Below are 20,072 nucleotides of genomic sequence, written 5' to 3'. Positions count from 1 at the left end.
CCATCTAGTGGAGGCCATAACGATGAATAAAAAATGGATGAAGCCTGTTACATATTTGCTGCTTGCAGGAGTTGTAGGCGTAGCTGGATTTTCTGCAATGAACACACAAGTAGCTCACGCAGACTCTGAAAAAGGAAAGTTGTTTTCTGCCGCAGCTGAATTGAAGCTCGCGAAAAACACCTATGTGATCGATCAAAAAACAGCTGACGTGAATGGCGATAAGAAGGATGACGTCGTATACCTGATTGGCGAAAAAGAAAAAGCGGATGACATCTATTCCTCCACTATGAACATCGTAGTAAAAGACGGAAAATCCGGCGCTTATAGCCAAACGGATATCAAAGAACTGGGCGGCTATGAAGGCGAGCTGACTCTCGTAGACTTCACGGGTGATCATGTTGCGGATGCCTTCGTGAAAACAGCGACTGGCGGAAGCGGCGGTGTTTACAGCCACGTAATCGCTACCTTTGAAAACAACAAACCAGCTGTGATTTTTGGTGAAAAGGAAAACGAAGGAATCCGTTACGAGGGGAAATTTGTAGATGGCTTTAAAGTAGAGGGCAAAGGCTCCCACCTGGATAAGCCACTGACGCTTGACGTAAGTGCCAACCAGGATGTATACGTAGCTGCCAAGCTGTATGACAAAGCAGGCAAAGTACAGCCAACAGAAGATGCTGTTTCTGTATTCTCTTATCCATTCGGTTCTTTGACTCCAGTCGATATGGATGCGAACGGTACATTTGAGCTGGTAGGTGAGCAACGCCTTGTAGGAATGAACAACACAGATACCGTTTCCCGTATCAACTCCGTATGGGGCTATCAAGGTGACGGCAAATGGAATCCATGGGAAGTAGAATATTCTACTTTCTTGAAAAAACACCCAGGTGAAGCGATCAACACGATGATTGAAAAGTAATAATTGTAGAGCTTGATCCGCAGCCTCCTTTTCATGACGGAAATGAAAAAAGGAGGCTGTTTTTCGTTGCCAGCGAATGGTTCTACCAACCGACTTTTTCTCATATGGATTTTGGGTACAGGGGTAACCAAAGGAGGAAAAGCGGATGGACCAACCGATTGCTCGCTACTACGAGTTGAAGGAAATTCAAAAGCAGGTAGAGGAAGAGTTGAACGAGCTGCGGAGTAAACTGATTGAAGCTTACAGCGAAGCAGGCAGCGTAGAGGAAGGCGAATACAAGCTGCTGATCTCCTACCAGGAGCGGCGAGAATACAACGATGACCGTCTTTACAACGCCTTGCCAGATCCTTCGCTTTGGCGCCTCATGTCGAAGGCGGATACAGGGAAAATCTCCAGTCTACTCAAGCTGAATGTCATTCAAGAGAAGGTACTGGCAGACACCTTTGAACCGAAAAAAGTACCTGTTTTACGTGTCCAAAAGCGATAAACCAGCTAAATGAGGAAACCGTCAGGATTAATCTTGACGGTTTTTTTGCATTGGGAGAATTATTTTGTATAATGGAATGATATTGAAAATTCCTGTTTTTTCCTTGTATTTTTCTAGCGAATTTTTCATAGAAAGAGGTATCCCTCATGAAAATTGGTTTGGCTCAGACGATGTTTCCTCAATCAGCGGAGGAGGGGCTCGCGATCATCAAGCAGCAGATGATCAAAGCTGCGGAAAATAATTGCGATCTGATTTGCTTTCCTGAATCGGTGATTCCAGGGCTGCGCGGTGTAGGCTATGAAGTGGAAGCATACGATCATGAGGTACAACAGAGAGCTTTGGAAGAGATTCGTGCTCTGGCGAAGGAACGCCAGCTTGCCGTCATTTTACCGATGGAATGGAAGGATGAGCGCGGCTATCATCTAGTCGCCTTTGTGGTGGGAAAACAGGGAGAAGATCTTGGGCTACAAATCAAAAATCAGATCGATCCTGATGAGGATCTGTTTGACTATGTCCCGGGCGAAGGGCGCCACTTGTTTACGATAGAGGATGTGTCGTTTGGCATTGTCATCTGCCACGAAGGATGGCGATATCCAGAGACGGTACGGTGGGCGGCACGCCGCGGGGCGAGCATCGTTTTCCATCCGATGTTTACAGGTGAAGTGAGCAATCCCGATTTTTACAACGGGGCAATGGTTTGCCGAAGTTTGGAAAACAACATCTACTTCGCCAGCGTGAACTACGCGATTCCGAATCAACAGGTGACGACGACAATGATCTCACCTACGGGGGAACGGCTGTGTGTGGCAAAAGCAGGCGCCGAGGAGCTGCTCGTGTGCGAAATTGATCCTGCGAGAGCTACGCGTTTGCTGGCCCAGCGCTTCCGACCTGAATTGGTTGAATAGGAAGTTATACAAAAAGAAAACCTGTTAGACCATCCGGCCAACAGGCTTGTGCACTATCCCATATGCTTTTTGTACATCCATAGCTGACCGCTCTTGATGACACGAGCCATCTGACCGACCAGAGACATTTTCCCCATGCTAGCAAAGCCTTCCTTTTTGCCGAGGGAACCGAGGAAGCCTTTGTGCTTGAGAGCAGGCAATGAAGCTGGATACTCCTCGCCTTTGATGTCTTTTTTCAACATCAAGGCAACTTGCTCGCCTTGGATCTCAGCGGTTTGTGCGCTCGGCGCGATGATGGTGCTTGCACAGTCACCTACCACATACACGTTCGTATGGGATGGGATTTGATGATACTGATTTAGTTTGGCGCGTCCGATGTTATCTGTTTCGATTGGCAGAGAGCGCACGATTTTGTTCGCTTGAATACCTGCTGTCCATACAATAACATCACTTTCAACAGGCTGGTTGTGGTTGTACACGATCCCTTGCTCGATGCTAGTGACATTCGCCATAGAAACAAGCTGTACATCGTGCTCAATGAACCATTGAGAAGCATATTCCTGAAGCTTTTTAGGGAATGGGCTCAAAATGTTTTGACCGCGGTCGATAATGCGTACATTCAGGTCGGGACGGCTTTCGCGCAGTTCAGCAGCCATTTCCACTCCGGAAAGACCACCGCCCACAACGCTAACCGTGCCGTATGGGTTCACATTATTGATTGCCATGTATGTGTTGCGAGTAGCTCCCATGGTTTGAATTGAACATGTAAATTGATCAGCACCAGGGATATCATGGTAACGATCCTCACAACCCAATCCGACTACAAGCCAATCGTAGGAGAGGGTGTCCCCGTTAGCAAAATTGACGACCTGCTCGTCCAATTCCACACCAGCAATTTCACCGTATTTGACGGTCAGGCGTGGATCGTTTGGAAAATTAACACGCAGGTGAGATTCCGGTGTAGTACCTGCCGCCAGAGCGTAATACTCTGTTTTCAAGCCATGAAACGGCATACGGTCTACGAGGGTTATAAACACGTCATCTGGTAAATCAGGGGACAGGACTCGCTCAATAATACGAAGACCCCCGTATCCTCCTCCAAGGATCACAAGTCGTTTCATAGAAGGTCTAGTCCTTTCTTCTGTCCGTTTTTTACAGCACCCACTCTATTTTTAGTCTCTTTCACTAAAAATGCAAGCAGAATCTTTTTCCCGTTTTCTCCGCTGGATTTTTATCAAAGTCGCGGTACAATAAAGTACGTGATGATGTCGAAATAATCGGTAGGTGACAATAGATGAAACCACTAGTAGAATTTTGCGCGAGCAATGTTTCCTCCTATACGCAATCCGTCGTGGATGCATTGGAAAATGATCCTGATCTGGATGTGGACGTACTCGAGTACGGCTGTCTGGGGTATTGCGGTGAATGCTACATGGAGCCATTCGCGCTCGTAAACGGCACATTGGTACAAGCTCCAACAGCCGATGAATTACTGGTGAAAATCAAGAATAAATTACGGGAGGAAGAAGAGCTGCTGAATGCAGACTTTCCTCTGTAAGTTGTTCTCTTAGGATGTTCATTGGGGAGCATGATCAACCGTGCACGTATCAAAATAGTAAAGCTGATGCCCAATTGATTTGGAGCATCAGCTTTTTTTTTGGATTAATGTTCTTTGATCACGTTGTAGAAGGTATCGCGTTCCAGCGCGCGTTTTCCTGCGCCTTTGATCAACCAGACCAACTCATCTACAGTCAGAGCTTGCTGGGTAAGTGCACCGGCTGAGTGGCTGATGCGCTCCTCGATCAAGGTTCCGTGAGCATCGGAAATTCCCATTTGCAGAGAAAGTTGTGTGAGCTGGGTACCGATGTTGATGAAGTATGCTTTGACATGCTGGAAGTTATCGAGCATCAGACGGCTGATCGCCATTGTTTTCAAATCATCAATGGCAGAGTTGCGGCGTTTGATTCCAGCTGTTGCTTGGATCGGTTGAACAGCCAATGGAATGAACACCATGAAGCCGTTTGTGTCATCTTGCAGCTCGCGCAGGCGGAGCATGTGGATCACGCGCTCTTCCAATGTCTCGATGGAGCCGTACAGCATGGTGGTATGTGTTTTCAAGCCCAACTCATGAGCCGTGCGGTGTACTTGCAGGTACATGTCTGTACTTGCTTTTTCCGGGCTCATTTTCATACGATAGCGCTCAGTCAAAATCTCAGCGCCACCGCCAGTGAGGCTTTGGAGACCAGCTTTCATCAGCTCTTGCAAAACCTCGCGGATGGATAGACCGGAAATGCGGGAGAAGAACTCAATCTCCGCACCTGTATACGATTTAATCGTCACATCTGGGTACGCTTTTCTCAAGGTACGAAGGGTGTCGAGGTAGTATTCAAATGGCTTGTGCTGGTTATGTCCGCCAACGATATGGAATTCACGGATACCTGGATGGAAGCGAGTTTCTACATAATGAAGCAACTCTTCCATGCTCATTGTGTAGGCACCTTCATCCCCTTCATCGCGGCGGAAGCCACAGAATCTGCAATGAGCTTCACATACGTTCGTTGGGTTGATGTACAGATTTTGCAAAAAGTAAACGTTATCCTGATTCTTGCGATAGTTAACAACGTTAGCCAATTGTCCAATCGTCAAAAGATCGTTGGAATTAAAAAGGGTGACACCGTCTTCCAAGGTAAGTCTTTCGCCATGCATGACTTTTTCTGCGATTCCGGCGAGAGATTTGTCTTGTATGGCAATCGTTTCAAGCGCCATTCCAAACACTTCCTTTCAAAGTCAATGGTTCTTAGATGAAAGAGCTTTAATCCAGTCGTACCCAATCGATATTCGTTCCATGGGAGTGGAAAGGCTCTTAGGAATAGAGTAAATCTCGGACAACAAGAGCACCTATATTATAAACCTCTTGGTAAGTACGAACAATATCATAAGTTCTCCAACTCTCTAGAAGGAAGTTTTGTATGTAAAAATATAACAATTACCGTCGTATTTTTGGTATATTTTCGGAAATTAAGTAATTTTTGTTTGCGAAATTCTAGCTGTTCTTGTAAAATATAGTAAGAAATCCTGATCTATTACTAGGAGGAGCTTCAAATGCGGGACGTTTTGCTCGAGAAAATCGAACTCCTTCGACAGCGTATGGTATATATGGGGTTAGAGTTTGGGTTAGATCATCCAGATGTCCTAGAATACAGTATACAAATTGATCAACTACACAACGAACTGAACCAGATCGATCATAGTCTGTCTAAGGCAGGGAACCGGAAGAAAGCTTATAGATTTTATCTAATGGAAAATAATGCACATTTTGCATAGGAAGGGGAAACCCTTCTTTTTTATTTGTAAAGAGAGAATGAGTGCGTAAAGTGCAGGGGAACCTTGTGGGAAGAAGCGTTTCTTAGTAAACTGAATATACTGGTTGTAACAAGTGCAGGAATAATGAGCCTGTGAAGGAGGGAAAGAAGCATGATTACATTGACAGAGCGCGCCAGTCTGAAAGTAAAAGAAATGCTGGCAGCAGAAGGCAAGCCCGATGTGTTTTTGCGGGTAGGTGTCAGAACAGGTGGTTGCAGCGGCTTTACCTACGGGATGGGCTGGGACGAAGAGATGAAAGAAGGCGACGAGACCTTCGAGCAAAACGGTGTGAAAATTATTGTCGATAAGGACAGCTACCCATACATTAAAGGTACAGAGATCGATTTCAAGGAATCGATGATGGGCGGAGGCTTCTCTATCGAGAACCCGAATGCAGTCGCTTCTTGTGGGTGTGGCTCTTCGTTTAAGACGGCACTCGCTGAAGGCAAAGCGGAGAAATGTGACGACTAAGGCCTTTTGCTAGTATTTGGTGAATAAGACTAATAGAGACCTCTTTGACTTGTGCGGAAATTTCGCATGAGTTGAAGAGGTTTTTTTGTTGGGAGTATTCGGATAAAAATTTCCAAATCGTGTCACAAAATGACGCCTTTGTTTGTTATACGTGCGAATCGGCGGTGAGAGGGCTTGGATCATAACGAAATGGAGCAAGCGCTAAAGGAGGTCAGAGCGGGGGATATCAACCAATTTGGTTTGATCATCGATGCGATGCAAAAGATCGGCACTCCGTTTCTTTTTCGGCATACCTTGAATCCTGCTCTGACAAAAAAAGATTTACTGATGATTGCCGAGAAATTGAAATAGAGAACATCTATCCGTAAATGTAACATTTATCCAAATATGCACGTACTTACAAGAGCAGCTCCTTTTTGGAGACTGCTCTTAGCTCACTTTTAGGCAAAAGCATGAGTAAGGAGTGAAGAAGTTGGCTGATGTTACGCAAGAACAAAAAGGCTTGCAGTGGTTATTGCTGGGGGCATTTGGAAGCGGCTTACTGTTTGACTGGATGTTTTACGGTAAAGGATTGGGTATCTCTTTTCTATTGTTCGTAATCGGCTTGTACGGTCTCTTTATTTGGCAGGCTAGGCAACGCATTCATATAGGCTTTTCCCGAAAGCAAGTATTCGACTGGATATGGTCGCTTCCGATTTTTCTATTGGCCTTTACCTTTTTTCTATTTTCCAATCCGCATTTTCACCTGTTCAACCTGCTACTGATCCCGTTTCTATTCGTGATCCAAACGATCCTGATCACCAAGCGTCATCAAGCGAAATGGTACGAGGCAGGCTTTTTCATGGAGATGATGGAGACATTGCTCCTTTACACCCCGAAGTATACGCGCCTGCCATTTAAGCTGACAAAGGAATGGATCAAGGGTAGGGTGAATCAGGAGAAGTATGGGGTGATGAAGAAGGTTTTCATAGGAATCGGCATCTCGGTGCCTCTATTGGTGATTGTACTCTCCTTGCTCTCGAATGCGGATAGTGTGTTTGGACATTTTCTGGGTCAAATACCTCGAAGGGTGATTGATGTCGATTCACTTGAAACAATCTTTCGAATGATGCTAATCGGGCTCATTACGATCCTTGTGTTTGCTTACATGTACTCTCTTTTCGGGAAACGAGAAGAAGTAGTGGAATTGCCTGTACCCGGAGATGACAAAAAGATCGTCTGGGACGGAGTTATCCTTGTAACGATTCTGGCGATCATCAATTTCGTGTACACAGCGTTTACATACATTCAGATATCGTATTTGTTCAGCGGGGCGAAGCGAGTTTTACCAGATGAATTGACGTACGCCGAGTATGCTAGAAATGGCTTCAATGAGCTGGTGACGGTCACCGTCATTAATTTCTTGATTCTCCTATGCACGATGCATTTCGCATCACGGGCAAAACCAATGCTCTACCGGATCATTCAAGTTCTGCTGAGTATGCTGACGATTTGTACGGGTTTCATGCTCGTGTCTGCCTATTTTCGCCTCTCGCTGTATGAGGATGCTTACGGGTATACGCATACGCGGCTGTTAGCTCACGTTTTCATGATATTTCTGTTTGTGTTGTTTAACATTGCTCTCTTGAAAATTTGGCGCGACCGTTTCTCCCTGATCAAGTATTACGCGATTGTGACACTAGTGAGTTACGTCATTCTGAATTACATCAATATGGACGTCATCATTGCTAAAAACAATGTACAGCGCTATCATGCGACTGGCCACATCGACATCGAGTATTTGAGCGAGCTGTCTTATGACGCCATACCAGTGGTTATGGAGCTTGTGCGGGATAAAAAGGTAGAAGAGAGGTTTATGGAGATGCTGCAGGAGCGGAAAGAGATTTTGTATGAGGACAATAGCTGGCAGTCCTTTAATCTCTCGGAGTATCGGGTAAAGGCATATCTTCCTTGAAAGTAGTGAGAGCGGAGACGAGGTGATCTATCGCGTGTTCATCAATCGTTCCTCAATTCGTCACTGTTCGTTCACACGATCCCAGATTTTGGATTGATTTCATCGAGTAAGATGGAAGTGTAGAAAAAGAAGAAAGAAGGGGTCATTGTGAACAAGAAGTGGGGTATGTTGGTTTCTTCAGTTGCATTGTCTGCAATGTTGATTACAGCATGCGGCGGAGGAAAGGATCAAGCTGCTAGCACGGATGCAGCGGCTCCTGCAGCGACTACTGGCACACAAGTGAATATCGAAGCTAGTAACTGGAAATTCAATCAAGAAACCTTTGAAGTAAAAGCTGGCGAAGAGTTCACGCTCAACTTTAAGTCGACAGAAGGCTTTCACGGTATTGGTATCCAAGGGCTGGATGTAGACCTCCAAAAAGATGGCAGCAAAACGATGAAAATCGATACAGCTGGTGAGTACACCATCTTTTGCAACGTGATCTGTGGACCGGACCATGGCAAAATGGTAGCAAAATTAGTCGTGAAATAATTCGATTCTCTTAATGGAATAAAACAACAAACAAGCACTTTGGCCTGCATAGCGGGTCAAGGTGTTTTTTCATTTCACAGGTGGGGGCATACTACATGGGTAGCCACTCATCGAGTAAGGGAGGGAACCACATGTCCAAGCACAACAATAAAGACAAACGCCCAACAGAAGCATCCGCCGGCTCACGCAGTACTCCTCCGAAAACGGGAGAGAACACTGGGCATAATTTGCGGAAAGAAGATCGATCGTAGCATACAAGAGAGAAGCTAGCAGGCAAAGGTCCTCCCATGACGGAGGGCTTTTTTGCTTGTCATATACATGTTTCCGCGATTTTTGTACATGGTAAGGAGGAAAAGTTTTCAAGTCGGTGATGCGATCCAAAAAGGAGATGAGTGACACTGGATAAGAAACACTACTACGTGACCTTACAAGCAGGAACGACAGTGGCAGAAATCCGCGATGAAAAAGGCTCCGCCACGTACGATTTTGAGATCGAAGCAACCGATGTTCAAGTAGGCATGATGCGAGATTTGTTCAATAACTGCGTCCATGGGGATTTCATGATGTGGATGCATGGGCATACGCTATGGTCTGACATGCCGGATCGGGACAACGACGAATACGATGACAACCTGAGGGCCATCTACCAACTCATTTATCAGTATGGCACTGAAAAAACAAAAAGTGATCTCGAGCAAATGGGCCTTGTAAAACTATTGGGGTTGGATAGAGAAGAGTTGCGCCCTTTTTAACGGATCAATCATAGACGTTTTCTACCAGAAGGAGTGAATAGTATGAAGATGTGGAAGCAAGGAATGATGACAACAGCGCTGGTAATGGGTATCGCCATGCCAGGTGTTGCGTTGGCCCAAGATGTATCTGCAACAGTTGACCAGGTGATCAAGCCGACTCACAGCCATGATGAGCATGGGGAAAAGCACATGAAGGTGCGACACAGCTCAAACAGAGGCGTTCATCAAAAAATGTACATGCTCTTGCTAGCGGAAAAATATGCACCAGATAGCGTTGTGAAATGGCAGGCAGCGTTTAAAGAACGTGATCGGTTAATGAGCGAGTTCGAAGCGCTGAGTGACGACCCGAAGTGGCAAGCGAAGCGTGAAGAACGCAAGCAACTGATCAACAAGCTGAATGAACAAGTGAAAAAGGGAGAAATCACCAACGAACAGATGGAAAAGCAGTTCAAGGATTGGAAAGACAAAAATATGGGGCCAAAAGAAGAGCGTGACGCCCGAAAAGCTCGGATCGAGCAAATGAAAAAAACACACGAAGCTTTTGACTCGGCGATTGAATCTGGCGAAACAGCCAAGATTAAGGAGTCACTCCAGCAAATGCTGGAACAAATGCAAGCAAACAATTCTCGCATGGCGGAAAAGCTGGCCATGAAGAAAAAATAACGTTTCGAACAAAAAAGGACGTGACCGACTTACTGGTAGGCGTCCTTTTTCATATCTGTTACAAGCATAGCGGGTGTCCATTCATTCAGGAAGACCATCTGTTCGGTTTGGCAGGAGGGACACCAGCCTGTATGGATGCATTGGTGGCGTGTACGATCTATGTAACCATTGTCCATCTTGGCATCGTCTATCTCCCGGTACGGGCTGTAGCTCCCATAAAAGTCATACAGACGGCCTGCATCTTGCAGAGCTTGACCGCACGTTGAACACGCTTGTTGGAGCGGCGTGAAGCCATTGCAAACTGGGCACAGATGATTCAAAGTGTAATCGCCTCCTCGTTGTTGCTTCTACTGTGCACGCCAACAAAAGCGGTTATGCAATGGAATGAAAAATCCCTGTCGCAGCCATCGGAGGCAACAACAGGGACCAAACATTTTTACGATTTGAAGTTGTCCATGCTTGAAGAATGACCAGGCTGCAATTTGGCATCCGGATTAAAGTAGGAAACCGCGTTGTTTACAGCAGTAGGTGCTTCACCAAATCCGACAGCGATCAGCTTGACCTTACCAGGGTAGGTTGCGATGTCGCCTGCTGCGAAAATGCCTGGAATGTTTGATTCCATGCGGGTATCGACCACGATGGAGCCTTTTTCGAGCTCCAGCCCCCAGTTCTTGATCGGACCGAGAGAGGAGATGAAGCCAAAGTTGACAATGACTGCATCAACTTCCAGATCGATTTCTTCTTTTGTCGTGCAATGGGTCAGCGTGAGTTTTTCGATGCGCTCCTCGCCGTGCAAAGCTGCAATTTCATAAGGTGTCGTGACGTTTACTTTGGAGGACATGAGCATTTCTACGCTGTGTTCATGTGCGCGGAACTTGTCTCTGCGATGGATGAGGTGTACTTCTTTTGCGATAGGTTCTAGCATGAGGGACCAGTCCAGAGCGGAATCACCGCCGCCAATAACAGCTACACGCTGTCCCTTGAAGGAGTTCAGATCGGTAACAAAATAGTGCAGATTGGATTTTTCATATTTGACGGCATCTGGGTGTTCCAGCCTGCGAGGTTCGAACGCTCCTACCCCAGCAGTGATGATTACGGATTTGGAGTAGTGAGTGCCTTTGTCCGTTGTGATTTCAAACACATCGTCTACTTTTTTTACGACATTTTCCACTTTTTCTTCCAGACAAACGGTTTGCTGAAAGCGGGAAATCTGATCTTTCAGATTATTGATCAAATCTTGTGCTAAAACCTTTGGAAATCCGGCTACATCATATATGTACTTCTCCGGATAAAGAGCGGATAACTGCCCACCTAACTGGGGCATGCTCTCAATGATTTTTACACTGGCCTGCCTCATCCCGCCGTAAAAAGCGGTAAATAACCCGGCAGGGCCGCCACCAATGATCGTAATGTCGTAGATTTGCTCGTCCTTTTGTAGAAAGTTCAATCCAAAGCACCTCCGAATTAATCGTAAGCGAACTCCTCAACCATTATAACCCATACAAGTAGAAAAACAGGAGAGAAAATTCGAAAGATGATAGGCAAAAAAACCTTGCAAATCCAAGCGGTTGCCGATAAGATGAGGATGACTGTAAAGAAATTGTCACATTTTTCTATGGCTGACTTTGTGCATTTTTTCACAGAGTGGTTCGGGTGGCATCACAGGGCAATAATTCCGATACTACACGGATCATGAAATGGGGCATCTTAATCTGTACCAGACCACGTGAAAAATCGCACAATCTTCCTTAAGTTACCATGAACAATGACATCATACATGATTGGAAGGGATACTGATGGGTACACCCAAAATCCTGATTCTTGGCGCTGGATACGGTGGTTTGCTCACAACGTTGCAGCTACAGAAAAAGCTCAACTACAATGAGGCAGAAATCACCTTGGTCAACAAGCACAACTATCACTACATCACGACTTGGCTGCATGAGCCGGCTGCAGGTACAGCACCTGCGGATCATGCCCGCGTCAGTCTGGATGGCATCTTGAACAAGGACAAAGTCAACTTTGTCAAAGGAACGGTGCAAGCCATTCAGTCAGAGGAGCAGACCGTCACGCTCGAAAATGGCGAAGTGCTGTCGTATGACTATCTCGTCATCGGATTGGGCAGCGAGCCAGAAACGTTCGGAATTGAGGGACTCAAGGAGCATGCGTTTAGCATTCGCAGCATCAATGCGGTCCGCAATATTCGCGAGCACATTGAATACATGTTCTCCAAATTTAAAAATGAGCCGGATCGTACGGACTACCTCACGTTTGTTGTGGGTGGAGCTGGCTTTACAGGTATTGAGTTTTGTGGAGAGCTCGGCGATCGTCTGCCAGAGCTGTGCCGAGAATTCGATGTCGATCCAGAACTGGTGAAAGTCTACTGCATTGAGGCAGCACCAACTGCATTACCTGGCTTTGATCCAGAGCTGATCCAATACGCAATGGATGTATTGGGGAGAAAAGGCATCGAGTTCAAAATTGGAACACCGATCAAGCAGTGCACCCCGGATGGCGTGCTGTTGGCTACCGGAGAAGAAATCAAATCGAAGACGGTGGTTTGGGCAGCAGGTGTCCGCGGCAACAGCATCGTGGAAAAAGCAGGCTTCGAAGTCATGCGCGGTCGCGTCAAGGTAGACGAATACTTGCGTGCACCTGGTCATGAGAATGTTTTTGTCGTAGGAGATTGCGCATTGATCTTCAACGAAGAGGGACGTCCTTACCCGCCAACTGCGCAAATTGCGGTACAGGAAGGCGAGACGTTGGGTGAGAATCTCGCTGCATTGGTTCGTGGCGATCTGCCACAAAAATTCACCCCGCATTTGCAAGGGACACTGGCCTCTCTTGGAAAAGGTGAGGGCATCGGGCAAGTTGGTTCGAAAAAGCTGTTCGGCAGCACAGCAGCCATGATGAAAAAAGCGAGCGACCTGCGCTACTTGTACAAAATTGGCGGCGTCGGTCTCGCACTAAAGAAAGTAAAGCTGTAAAACGATGCGTCACGCGAGCATTCAAGTCCGGGGGCTCATGGTCCGCGAAGAGATGGATCGGTACAATGCCTTGATGGAAGTGGGAGCTTTTCTGGAGGAACAGGGGCGACACGATTTGGCATGGCATGTACAGCGTGAAGTAGATATTCTCATCCTGCCTGCCATCGAACGGCTCAAGGAAAAGGGCCGCGAAAGGGATCGGGAAAATCTGCGATACATGATCGATAATGGGCTCCTTGATGACGAGGATGATTGATAGGTACCCCCGGCGAAGAAGAGCCGGGGGTTTCGTTTAGCTAGGATATGGAAGGAGAGAGCTGGATGCGCGAAGGGAAGGTTTGGCTAGGCGCCTGCGGGATCGTCATTCGCGGGCAAGAAGCTTTGGTTGTCAAAAAAACGTACAGCGGACTAAAAGGACAATGGTCATTTCCTGCGGGATTCGTGCAGGAGGGCGAGACTGTAGATGAAGCAGCAGTGCGTGAGGTGCTGGAAGAAACGGGTGTCGAGGCAGTCGTGCGACAAGTAGCGGGAATCCGTTCAGGCGTCATCCGGGAGTCTATTAGTGACAATATGGTCGTTTTTTGGATGGATTACATAGGTGGGGAACCGCGCCCGCAGGAAGGTGAGATCGCGGAGGCGAGATTTATGCCGATACAGGAGCTGCTTCATGACCCGCTGTCTTCGACTTATTTGAAAATCATATTGCCAGACTATATCAAACGGGAGCAGGGAATGACAGGTCAATCGTTTGATATCGATCCCATTTTTCAATACACTTCCTATAAAATCTTTAAGTAATCCTGCGAAAGAGCTAGATAAACCGCAATGTTTCCGCTTACATTGCGGTTTTTTTATGGTTTTTTCGCGATGAACTGCATTGTGAACCAAGGGGAGATTCTGATATAGTTAGATACATCAAAATAATCTGAAAATACATGCAATTAATTCTCACGCATGTATACCGAAAGGGGAGCTCAACATGAGACAAAAACAAGAACAGTGCCCATACTGCCATGGCCAAGGGTATTTCCAACTGCTCCTGGGGGGCTCGGAGAATTGTCCTAACTGTGACGGAGCAGGTACACAAGAATCTCAGAAGGAAGCTGTTTCTTCTCATCAATAATGATTAAGGAACCTCGCATAGAAAACCGTCGAAGCGAATGCATCGGCGGTTTTTTCTGTCAGGCGCGCAACACATACGATGGGCTTCTCTTATTGACCGATCCCTCGACTTTTTGCTACACTTAATACCGAAAATAGCCCGTCTTTCCTATATTTGCCGAGGAAGTGGCAAAAGGTGGAGAAGGTGGCAGGAGGTCTTTTTCGTCGATGAACTTGATGCAATTTATGGTATCCATTGTTCTGTTCTCCGTGCTAGGCTTTGGCATTGGGTTTATTTTAAACATGATTTTGAAAACAACATGGTTTCCTGTTGTGATCAGCGTTGGTGTAGTCGTAGGTGCACTTGTCTATCAACAAATCGTTCCGGGAATTTGGGATTCGCTTATTCTGGGCTGCGGCATGGCAGGTACAGTGGCGAGTGGCTGGACCATTCAAACGCTTCGCAAAAAAGGATATCGGATGTTTTAAAACAAGTACAAGCAGGCCTTTATTTCGGGCCTGTTTTTCTTTTGGCATTTTATTGGAAAAACGTGCAACTGACTGAATATTTCTGTAATCAACCAAAATTTGTGTATACTTTCCTCCTCGTCGGGACATGACTAGAAACGAGAGGAGGTTTACCAAGAAATGAATGGAAAGCAGTTCGTAAGTATCGTCGCGCTGTTCATCCTGGTCTTGACGGCCTTCGCAAGCGATGGATACAGCTATAATGTTGTGGGAGACCACGGTGTCACATCTACTTTTGGAATCAAGGAAACGAAAGAGGGGCAACATGTCGTCAAAAAACGGACGGTATCTGCCAGTTCTCTTACTCAAGTGATTGATAAAGCGGAAGTATTGCACGATCAATATCCAAAAGTACGTGTAGTAGCGACTGGCTACTATGCTGGATACGAATCGACGGGCAAAAATCCATCTCACCCGTCCTATGGCATTACATATTCAGGTGTAAAAGTACGTAGAGACGACTATTCCACGATTGCAGCTGATCTGCGCGTTTTCCCGCTGGGGACCATTTTGTACATTCCCGGTTATGGATATGGCGTTGTAGCTGACAAGGGTGGAGCGATTCGCGGCCACAAGATTGACCTGTATTTCGAGACCAAGCAGGACGTATTCTCGCAATGGGGGAAAAAATCAGTGGACGTGTACATCGTAAAAAAAGGCGAAGGCAAGGTAACGGAAGCTTTTCTGAATAGCTTGAATGAAAAAGGAATCGCAGCCATGGCGGAACCCGTCAGCGGCAAACAACAAACTGAATAGCAACGAACGAAAACGAATGGATGCCGCATCGGTGGCATGAAAGAAAAAAGAAAAAAACGTTCAAGGCAGAAGCTTTGAACGTTTTTTGTGTCATTTTGTATGAATCAAATCAACCAGCTTTTCCAGTCCTTCCAAAATGCGAGGAGAAGGGCGGCAATATAGGCCTTCTTCCAACAAATGGACCTGATTGTTTCGAATCGCGGTCATGTTCATCCACTCTGGGCGGTTTGTGATCATTTCAGGCTTGATTCGCTTCAGTTCAATTCCGCACCAGACGACACAAATATGATCGGGATTGCGTTCCATGACCATTTCCCGCGTAGCCTTGACGTTTGCGACAGGATAATCTGCAAAAATATTGGTGGCACCCGCAATCTCACTTACATCGGTCAACCAGTTTTCCTGACCAGGTGTGTAGATGGGATTCGGCCACCATTCCCAGTACAGCTTCGGGCGTTGAGCGTACTTTGCAGCCTTTTGTCGGATGCTTTCAATGGTTTCGTCAAATTGAACCGCAAGCTGCTCGGCTTGCCTCTGTGTTCCTGTCGCCTCACCGACGAGTCGGATATCGTGAGCGATTTCTGCGATCCGGGAAGGGTTCAGCACGATATGAGGAATGTCTCTATCGCGCAGAGCCTCTATATTTTTCTCCATGCCAGGAACAGAGAGCGATGCTACGACCAGATCCGGTTGGAGGGCAGTGACCAGATCCATATCGATTGTCAAATCGGGTCCAACCCGGGGGAGATGCTGCCACTCCTGCGGCCAGTCAGAGTGATCATCCAAACCGACGACATGCTCATGCAGGCCTAAATAATACAGGATTTCGGTATTGCTGGGACAGATGGAAACAATGCGCATGGGAGCCCTCCTTTAAAAAAACGGATGGAGCAATAACGCAATCATGACGCCTAACCAACCGCCGATCAATACCTCGATCGGTTGATGACCGAGCAGTTCTTTCAGTTTTTTCGCTTTTTCCTGGTTAGGGCGTACTTTTAACGATTTCATTCCTTCTAACAGGTGGTTGAATTCATCGACCAGCTTATTTAAGACAACGGCTTGCATACCGGCATGGCGGCGGACACCTGCGGCATCAAACATCACGATCACACCGAGAATGGCAGAAATAGCGAACATGTTGCTGCCAAAGCCTTCACGCAGTCCCACGGCTGTGGATAGTGCTGTCACGGCAGAAGAGTGGGAGCTGGGCATACCGCCTGTACTCATGAGCAGTGACCATTGCCACGTTTTCGTTGCAAAAAAATGGAGGGGAATTTTAATAAATTGGGCGATCCCTATGGCTAGCAGTGCTGCCCATAAGGGGAAGTTTTCAAAAAAATCCGCCACGGAAAATCCATTCCTTTCTACTGTGCGCTTATCTCTAGGATTATTGTAACAGAAGGGCGTTGTCTTAATCCGTGAAGTTTTTGTTTGGATGTAAAGTCATTGCCAATCTGTGTTACCATGAAGACGGAAGGTTCGAAACGGAGGCATGCATCCATGGGGTATCCCGAGCAGTATTTACAGTTCATTGAAAAATTCAATGATGGCGAATACTACGAATGCCACGATCTGTTGGAAGACATCTGGATGGAAGATAAGTCAGACAAGTTTTTGCAAGGATTGCTGCAATTGTCAGTCGGACTGTATCACCAAGAGTACGGCAATATAAAAGGTGCTCGCTGGATGTTAGGCAATGCACGAAAGTATTTGACTCGTTACCAGCCAGTTCATTGGGGACTGGACGTAACAAGAGTTCTTCGTTACATAGATGAATGCGAGAAATTGTTGCCGGAAAAGGATGTCATTTCTTATACAGAGGCAAAAGCCATGACGTTTCCACCCTTGCGCTTATATGTCGACACATCGTTTTAAACAAATGTGCCCATATTGTATCCTACCACAGAGAAAGAGGGAAGAGTATATGAAAGTAGCAGTAGAAAAACGCATACAGCTTGTGAATATCGCGTGTGATGAACTGATTGTCCCCCTATGGAAGGGTGAGGAGATTTCGCAAGTATACCCGGAATTGGACGAAGCTTTTGGAGGCAGTCTGAGTGGCTTGCAGCAGGACAAGGAAATTACGGGTGAGGCAAAGGAAATTACGGTTGTCCACGGAATGAACAACGTAGCTGCAAAAAAACTGTTGATCGTCGGGATGGGCGAACCAGGCAAATTTGATTTCGTAGCAGCCCGCAATGCATGGGGACGTGCAGCCAAAACGGTTGTGGGTAAAGGCAACGGCAAAACAGTAGTTATTGATTTGCCAACAACAGAGCATCTGAGTGCGGACCGTCTGGCGCAAGCAGTGACAGAAGCCTTTGGACTTGCCGAATACAATTACGAGGGCTACCGTCAAAAGGCAAAGCGTGAGTCAGACCCAGTTGCTACGGTGCGGATTTTGTCAGCAGATGGCGATGCCTCATTAGTACAGGCAGGTGTTGCGCGTGGTTCGGCGCTCGTATCCGGTACGAATCTGGCTCGCACACTCGTTAATGAACCAGCTAACTACTTGACTCCATGCGCTTTGAAGGATGCGATGGTCGCGGTAGCTGAGCGCTATGGCATGACTGTGGAAGTCATGGAAAAAGCGAAGCTGGAAGAGCTGGGGATGGGCGGAGTGCTCTCTGTAGCGAAAGGTAGCGAGCTTGAGCCTTACGTCGTGGCAGTCAAATATCAAGGAAGAGACACGTGGGACGATGTCATTGGCTTGATCGGTAAAGGCGTGACATTTGATACAGGTGGGATCTCCATCAAGCCAGTAGCAGGCATGGAAGACATGAAGTCGGACATGGGTGGAGCGGCTTCGATGATCGGCGCATTGGAGGCACTGGGACAAATTAAACCAAAAGTAAACGTACTGGCTGTCGTCGGTACCGTGGAAAATATGCCATCCGGAACGGCATTCCGTCCGGGGGATGTCATCACGACCATGAGCGGTAAAACGGTAGAGATCATTACGACAGACGCAGAAGGTCGTCTCGTACTGGCTGATTGCATCACCTATGCAAAAGAGCAAGGAGTGTCTTGCCTGGTGGATGCCGCTACCTTGACAGGTGGTATCGTGGTCGCACTCGGTCACTTCTGCTCTGGTGCCATGACCAACGACAAAGCACTGTTGGATGAGTTGATGAACGCAGCAGACGTGGCGGGTGAGCGCTTGTGGCAGCTCCCTACCTTCGATGAGTACCGCAGCCTGAACAAGAGCCGTTTTGCCGATTTGAAAAACTCGGGTGGTCGTTATGGACACGGCATCATCGGCGGTGTTTTCCTGCAAGAATTCGTTGGCGATACACCGTGGGTACATCTGGACATCGCGGGTACGGCGTACACAGCAAGTGCTGGCGACATGCAACCAGCTGGCGGTACCGGAGCAATGACACGTACGATTGTTGAGTTTGTTTCCAGTCGTAGTGAATAAGAGATAATTCAATATCCCATTTCCATATAAAAAAGGAGTGTTTTCACATGGCTCAAAATCCAAGCAACGAAGCACGTCGTCAACTGCTGGAGGATGCAAAAACGATCGCAGTAGTGGGTCTGTCTAACAAGCCGGACCGTACCAGCTATATGGTATCGCAAGCCATGCAGAACGCGGGTTACACGATCATCCCGGTCAATCCTATCATCGCGGGTGAAACGGTTTTGGGTGAAAAAGTATTGGGGAGCCTGACTGAGATTGATCAGCCAGTCGACATCGTCAATGTGTTTCGTCGCAGTGAAGACATCTTGCCTGTTGCACAGGAAGCATTGAAAATGCAGAACAAGCCAAAAGTGTTCTGGATGCAACAAGGTATTGCCAACGAAGACGCGGCTCAATTGATTGTTGATCAAGGCATCGAGGTTGTGCAGGACATGTGCATCAAGGTAGATCACGCCCTTTTGCGGGTTGGAAAATAAGAGACTGACAATCGAGGGAGTGGAAACAACATGTTTATCAACCCAGCGGCAGATACCAAGCGCGATCGCATTCCACCCAATCAAAAACAGACGACAGGCTTTCCTGTCCTGCACTATGGAGAGGTTCCCGAATATACAGATCTGTCTACGGAGTGGAGCTTTCGCCTTTTCGGTCTCGTCGAAGAAGAAGTGACGCTGACCTACGAGCAAATGATGGCTATGCCAAAAGGCGGCACGACTAACGATATTCACTGCGTGACAGGCTGGAGCAAGCTGGACAATGAATGGGAAGGTATTCCGGTGGAGGAAGTTCTGAAGCTGGTAAAGGTGAAGCCGGAAGCGAAGTACGTCATGCTGCACGCTGAGCACGGATGGACTGTGAACATTCCGCTTGTCGACTTTATGAAAAATGGCAATTTGTTCGCTACGAAACACAACGGCGAAGACTTGACCCCTGAGCACGGCTGGCCGCTGCGCTTTGTCCTTCCGCACCTCTACTTCTGGAAAAGCGCCAAGTGGGTGCGTGGGATTGAGTTTATGGAGAAAGACAAGCAAGGGTTTTGGGAGAAAAACGGGTACAATATGTATGGAGATCCATGGAAAGAGCAGAGGTTTGCTTGGGATTGATTTGGGAAAAGAGGCGGTGATTACCCGCCTCTTTTTTTGTTTTAAAGGATTTAATTTCACAAGCTACTCGGCGTCCTGGTCCACCTACGGCTTCGCCAGTTTTCTTTCATAGTACGTGCCATATCGAT

27 protein-coding genes are annotated in these 20,072 nt (G+C 47.0%); 21 read left to right on the top strand and 6 right to left on the bottom strand.

All coding sequences use genetic code 11. The features are described 5' to 3' along the window. Nucleotides 1-22: 22 nt before the first annotated feature. From ACFVS2_RS14125 to ACFVS2_RS14115, 3 genes are all read left to right on the top strand, one after another. On the top strand, nt 23-916 hold the full coding sequence (locus ACFVS2_RS14125; RefSeq protein WP_390234851.1) for a hypothetical protein: 894 nt from the start codon (nt 23-25) through the stop codon (nt 914-916). A 145-nt stretch (nt 917-1,061) separates the two neighbouring features. Beyond that, nucleotides 1,062-1,403, top strand: a complete 342-nt coding sequence (locus tag ACFVS2_RS14120) for a hypothetical protein (RefSeq protein WP_173616489.1) — start codon at nt 1,062-1,064, stop codon at nt 1,401-1,403. Nucleotides 1,404-1,549: 146 nt separating this feature from the next. Next, entirely contained in the window at nt 1,550-2,308 is a 759-nt protein-coding gene (locus ACFVS2_RS14115) for a carbon-nitrogen hydrolase family protein (RefSeq protein ID WP_390234849.1), read from the top strand. Nucleotides 2,309-2,361: 53 nt separating this feature from the next. Here the strand turns inward: ACFVS2_RS14115 and ACFVS2_RS14110 are convergent, their stop codons facing one another. Beyond that, nucleotides 2,362-3,429 carry an NAD(P)/FAD-dependent oxidoreductase gene (locus ACFVS2_RS14110; protein ID WP_173616487.1) on the bottom strand — a complete coding sequence of 356 codons (1,068 nt, stop codon included), beginning with the start codon at nt 3,427-3,429 and terminating at the stop codon, nt 2,362-2,364. A gap of 173 nt (nt 3,430-3,602) precedes the next feature. Between ACFVS2_RS14110 and ACFVS2_RS14105 the strand changes: the two genes are divergently transcribed. Further along, nucleotides 3,603-3,866, top strand: coding sequence for a DUF1450 domain-containing protein (locus tag ACFVS2_RS14105; protein WP_173616486.1), 264 nt, complete (start codon nt 3,603-3,605; stop codon nt 3,864-3,866). A 104-nt stretch (nt 3,867-3,970) separates the two neighbouring features. On the opposite strand, the gene mqnE is transcribed toward ACFVS2_RS14105, so the two are convergent. Next, nucleotides 3,971-5,074 carry an aminofutalosine synthase MqnE gene (gene mqnE, locus ACFVS2_RS14100; protein ID WP_007716767.1) on the bottom strand — a complete coding sequence of 368 codons (1,104 nt, stop codon included), beginning with the start codon at nt 5,072-5,074 and terminating at the stop codon, nt 3,971-3,973. Nucleotides 5,075-5,410: 336 nt separating this feature from the next. On the opposite strand from mqnE, the gene ACFVS2_RS14095 reads away from it, so the two are divergent. The 7 genes from ACFVS2_RS14095 to ACFVS2_RS14065 all read left to right on the top strand — a co-directional run bounded on the left by ACFVS2_RS14095 (nt 5,411) and on the right by ACFVS2_RS14065 (nt 10,042). Then, nucleotides 5,411-5,632: an aspartyl-phosphate phosphatase Spo0E family protein gene (locus tag ACFVS2_RS14095; protein WP_017251347.1), complete on the top strand. Its 222-nt coding sequence runs from the start codon at nt 5,411-5,413 to the stop codon at nt 5,630-5,632. 150 nt (nt 5,633-5,782) lie between these two features. Further along, nucleotides 5,783-6,142, top strand: coding sequence for an iron-sulfur cluster insertion protein ErpA (gene erpA, locus ACFVS2_RS14090; protein ID WP_390234845.1), 360 nt, complete (start codon nt 5,783-5,785; stop codon nt 6,140-6,142). 174 nt (nt 6,143-6,316) lie between these two features. Next, nucleotides 6,317-6,493, top strand: a complete 177-nt coding sequence (locus ACFVS2_RS14085; protein ID WP_390234843.1) for a hypothetical protein — start codon at nt 6,317-6,319, stop codon at nt 6,491-6,493. A 121-nt stretch (nt 6,494-6,614) separates the two neighbouring features. After that, nucleotides 6,615-8,096, top strand: a complete 1,482-nt coding sequence (locus ACFVS2_RS14080) for a DUF4153 domain-containing protein (RefSeq protein ID WP_390234841.1) — start codon at nt 6,615-6,617, stop codon at nt 8,094-8,096. 147 nt (nt 8,097-8,243) lie between these two features. Next, nucleotides 8,244-8,627 (top strand): cupredoxin domain-containing protein, encoded by a 384-nt coding sequence (locus tag ACFVS2_RS14075; RefSeq protein ID WP_173616481.1) that lies wholly within the window; start codon nt 8,244-8,246, stop codon nt 8,625-8,627. A 392-nt stretch (nt 8,628-9,019) separates the two neighbouring features. Then, on the top strand, nt 9,020-9,379 hold the full coding sequence (locus ACFVS2_RS14070) for a hypothetical protein (RefSeq protein WP_007716752.1): 360 nt from the start codon (nt 9,020-9,022) through the stop codon (nt 9,377-9,379). Nucleotides 9,380-9,421: 42 nt separating this feature from the next. Next, on the top strand, nt 9,422-10,042 hold the full coding sequence (locus ACFVS2_RS14065) for a hypothetical protein (protein WP_390234839.1): 621 nt from the start codon (nt 9,422-9,424) through the stop codon (nt 10,040-10,042). A 29-nt stretch (nt 10,043-10,071) separates the two neighbouring features. Here the strand turns inward: ACFVS2_RS14065 and ACFVS2_RS14060 are convergent, their stop codons facing one another. Beyond that, the gene (locus ACFVS2_RS14060; protein WP_390234837.1) at nt 10,072-10,362 is read right to left on the bottom strand and encodes a hypothetical protein; all 291 of its coding nucleotides are present in this window, start codon (nt 10,360-10,362) and stop codon (nt 10,072-10,074) included. A 116-nt stretch (nt 10,363-10,478) separates the two neighbouring features. Then, nucleotides 10,479-11,489 (bottom strand): NAD(P)/FAD-dependent oxidoreductase, encoded by a 1,011-nt coding sequence (locus ACFVS2_RS14055; protein WP_173616478.1) that lies wholly within the window; start codon nt 11,487-11,489, stop codon nt 10,479-10,481. 349 nt (nt 11,490-11,838) lie between these two features. Between ACFVS2_RS14055 and ACFVS2_RS14050 the strand changes: the two genes are divergently transcribed. The 6 genes from ACFVS2_RS14050 to ACFVS2_RS14025 all read left to right on the top strand — a co-directional run bounded on the left by ACFVS2_RS14050 (nt 11,839) and on the right by ACFVS2_RS14025 (nt 15,414). After that, entirely contained in the window at nt 11,839-13,029 is a 1,191-nt protein-coding gene (locus ACFVS2_RS14050) for an NAD(P)/FAD-dependent oxidoreductase (protein WP_173616477.1), read from the top strand. A 4-nt stretch (nt 13,030-13,033) separates the two neighbouring features. Next, nucleotides 13,034-13,285 (top strand): hypothetical protein, encoded by a 252-nt coding sequence (locus ACFVS2_RS14045; protein ID WP_173616476.1) that lies wholly within the window; start codon nt 13,034-13,036, stop codon nt 13,283-13,285. Between the two features lie 65 nt (nt 13,286-13,350). After that, nucleotides 13,351-13,827 (top strand): NUDIX domain-containing protein, encoded by a 477-nt coding sequence (locus ACFVS2_RS14040; protein ID WP_173616475.1) that lies wholly within the window; start codon nt 13,351-13,353, stop codon nt 13,825-13,827. 160 nt (nt 13,828-13,987) lie between these two features. After that, nucleotides 13,988-14,152: a YuiA family protein gene (locus ACFVS2_RS14035; RefSeq protein ID WP_390235469.1), complete on the top strand. Its 165-nt coding sequence runs from the start codon at nt 13,988-13,990 to the stop codon at nt 14,150-14,152. A gap of 206 nt (nt 14,153-14,358) precedes the next feature. Then, a complete protein-coding gene (locus ACFVS2_RS14030) occupies nt 14,359-14,619 on the top strand; it encodes a YuiB family protein (RefSeq protein WP_007716738.1) in 261 nt (86 codons plus the stop codon). Nucleotides 14,620-14,778: 159 nt separating this feature from the next. Further along, nucleotides 14,779-15,414 carry a 3D domain-containing protein gene (locus ACFVS2_RS14025; RefSeq protein WP_390234832.1) on the top strand — a complete coding sequence of 212 codons (636 nt, stop codon included), beginning with the start codon at nt 14,779-14,781 and terminating at the stop codon, nt 15,412-15,414. Between the two features lie 90 nt (nt 15,415-15,504). On the opposite strand, the gene ACFVS2_RS14020 is transcribed toward ACFVS2_RS14025, so the two are convergent. Continuing rightward, a complete protein-coding gene (locus ACFVS2_RS14020) occupies nt 15,505-16,275 on the bottom strand; it encodes a cobalamin-binding protein (RefSeq protein ID WP_390234829.1) in 771 nt (256 codons plus the stop codon). Between the two features lie 12 nt (nt 16,276-16,287). Beyond that, a complete protein-coding gene (locus ACFVS2_RS14015) occupies nt 16,288-16,764 on the bottom strand; it encodes a divergent PAP2 family protein (protein ID WP_047074924.1) in 477 nt (158 codons plus the stop codon). Nucleotides 16,765-16,917: 153 nt separating this feature from the next. Between ACFVS2_RS14015 and ACFVS2_RS14010 the strand changes: the two genes are divergently transcribed. Genes ACFVS2_RS14010 through ACFVS2_RS13995 form a run of 4 tightly spaced genes read left to right on the top strand, consistent with a single transcriptional unit; the run spans nt 16,918 to nt 19,944 of the window. Further along, nucleotides 16,918-17,292, top strand: coding sequence for a DUF309 domain-containing protein (locus ACFVS2_RS14010; protein ID WP_007716730.1), 375 nt, complete (start codon nt 16,918-16,920; stop codon nt 17,290-17,292). 49 nt (nt 17,293-17,341) lie between these two features. Further along, entirely contained in the window at nt 17,342-18,838 is a 1,497-nt protein-coding gene (locus ACFVS2_RS14005; RefSeq protein ID WP_390234825.1) for a leucyl aminopeptidase, read from the top strand. A gap of 47 nt (nt 18,839-18,885) precedes the next feature. Next, nucleotides 18,886-19,317 (top strand): CoA-binding protein, encoded by a 432-nt coding sequence (locus tag ACFVS2_RS14000; protein WP_390234823.1) that lies wholly within the window; start codon nt 18,886-18,888, stop codon nt 19,315-19,317. A 30-nt stretch (nt 19,318-19,347) separates the two neighbouring features. Further along, nucleotides 19,348-19,944 (top strand): sulfite oxidase-like oxidoreductase, encoded by a 597-nt coding sequence (locus ACFVS2_RS13995; RefSeq protein ID WP_173616468.1) that lies wholly within the window; start codon nt 19,348-19,350, stop codon nt 19,942-19,944. The last annotated feature ends 128 nt before the right edge of the window (nt 19,945-20,072 follow it).

The sequence above is a fragment of the Brevibacillus sp. NPDC058079 genome, assembly GCF_042885155.1.
Lineage (GTDB): Bacteria > Bacillota > Bacilli > Brevibacillales > Brevibacillaceae > Brevibacillus.
Note: the sequence above shows the minus strand (reverse complement) of the source record. Positions and strands in the feature narration are given on the sequence as shown.

Bases quoted from the DNA above. Each gene is read 5' to 3' on its own strand.
- ACFVS2_RS14010 (WP_007716730.1), top strand. From the start codon at position 16,918: ATGGGGTATCCCGAGCAGTATTTACAGTTCATTGAAAAATTCAATGAT.
- erpA (WP_390234845.1), top strand. From the start codon at position 5,783: ATGATTACATTGACAGAGCGCGCCAGTCTGAAAGTAAAAGAAATGCTG.
- ACFVS2_RS14115 (WP_390234849.1), top strand. From the start codon at position 1,550: ATGAAAATTGGTTTGGCTCAGACGATGTTTCCTCAATCAGCGGAGGAG.
- ACFVS2_RS14000 (WP_390234823.1), top strand. From the start codon at position 18,886: ATGGCTCAAAATCCAAGCAACGAAGCACGTCGTCAACTGCTGGAGGAT.
- ACFVS2_RS14045 (WP_173616476.1), top strand. From the start codon at position 13,034: ATGCGTCACGCGAGCATTCAAGTCCGGGGGCTCATGGTCCGCGAAGAG.
- ACFVS2_RS14105 (WP_173616486.1), top strand. From the start codon at position 3,603: ATGAAACCACTAGTAGAATTTTGCGCGAGCAATGTTTCCTCCTATACG.
- ACFVS2_RS14040 (WP_173616475.1), top strand. From the start codon at position 13,351: ATGCGCGAAGGGAAGGTTTGGCTAGGCGCCTGCGGGATCGTCATTCGC.
- ACFVS2_RS14065 (WP_390234839.1), top strand. From the start codon at position 9,422: ATGAAGATGTGGAAGCAAGGAATGATGACAACAGCGCTGGTAATGGGT.
- ACFVS2_RS14020 (WP_390234829.1), bottom strand. From the start codon at position 16,275: ATGCGCATTGTTTCCATCTGTCCCAGCAATACCGAAATCCTGTATTAT.
- ACFVS2_RS14005 (WP_390234825.1), top strand. From the start codon at position 17,342: ATGAAAGTAGCAGTAGAAAAACGCATACAGCTTGTGAATATCGCGTGT.
- ACFVS2_RS14025 (WP_390234832.1), top strand. From the start codon at position 14,779: ATGAATGGAAAGCAGTTCGTAAGTATCGTCGCGCTGTTCATCCTGGTC.
- ACFVS2_RS13995 (WP_173616468.1), top strand. From the start codon at position 19,348: ATGTTTATCAACCCAGCGGCAGATACCAAGCGCGATCGCATTCCACCC.
- ACFVS2_RS14030 (WP_007716738.1), top strand. From the start codon at position 14,359: ATGAACTTGATGCAATTTATGGTATCCATTGTTCTGTTCTCCGTGCTA.
- ACFVS2_RS14050 (WP_173616477.1), top strand. From the start codon at position 11,839: ATGGGTACACCCAAAATCCTGATTCTTGGCGCTGGATACGGTGGTTTG.
- ACFVS2_RS14095 (WP_017251347.1), top strand. From the start codon at position 5,411: ATGCGGGACGTTTTGCTCGAGAAAATCGAACTCCTTCGACAGCGTATG.
- ACFVS2_RS14110 (WP_173616487.1), bottom strand. From the start codon at position 3,429: ATGAAACGACTTGTGATCCTTGGAGGAGGATACGGGGGTCTTCGTATT.
- ACFVS2_RS14125 (WP_390234851.1), top strand. From the start codon at position 23: ATGAATAAAAAATGGATGAAGCCTGTTACATATTTGCTGCTTGCAGGA.
- ACFVS2_RS14120 (WP_173616489.1), top strand. From the start codon at position 1,062: ATGGACCAACCGATTGCTCGCTACTACGAGTTGAAGGAAATTCAAAAG.
- mqnE (WP_007716767.1), bottom strand. From the start codon at position 5,074: ATGGCGCTTGAAACGATTGCCATACAAGACAAATCTCTCGCCGGAATC.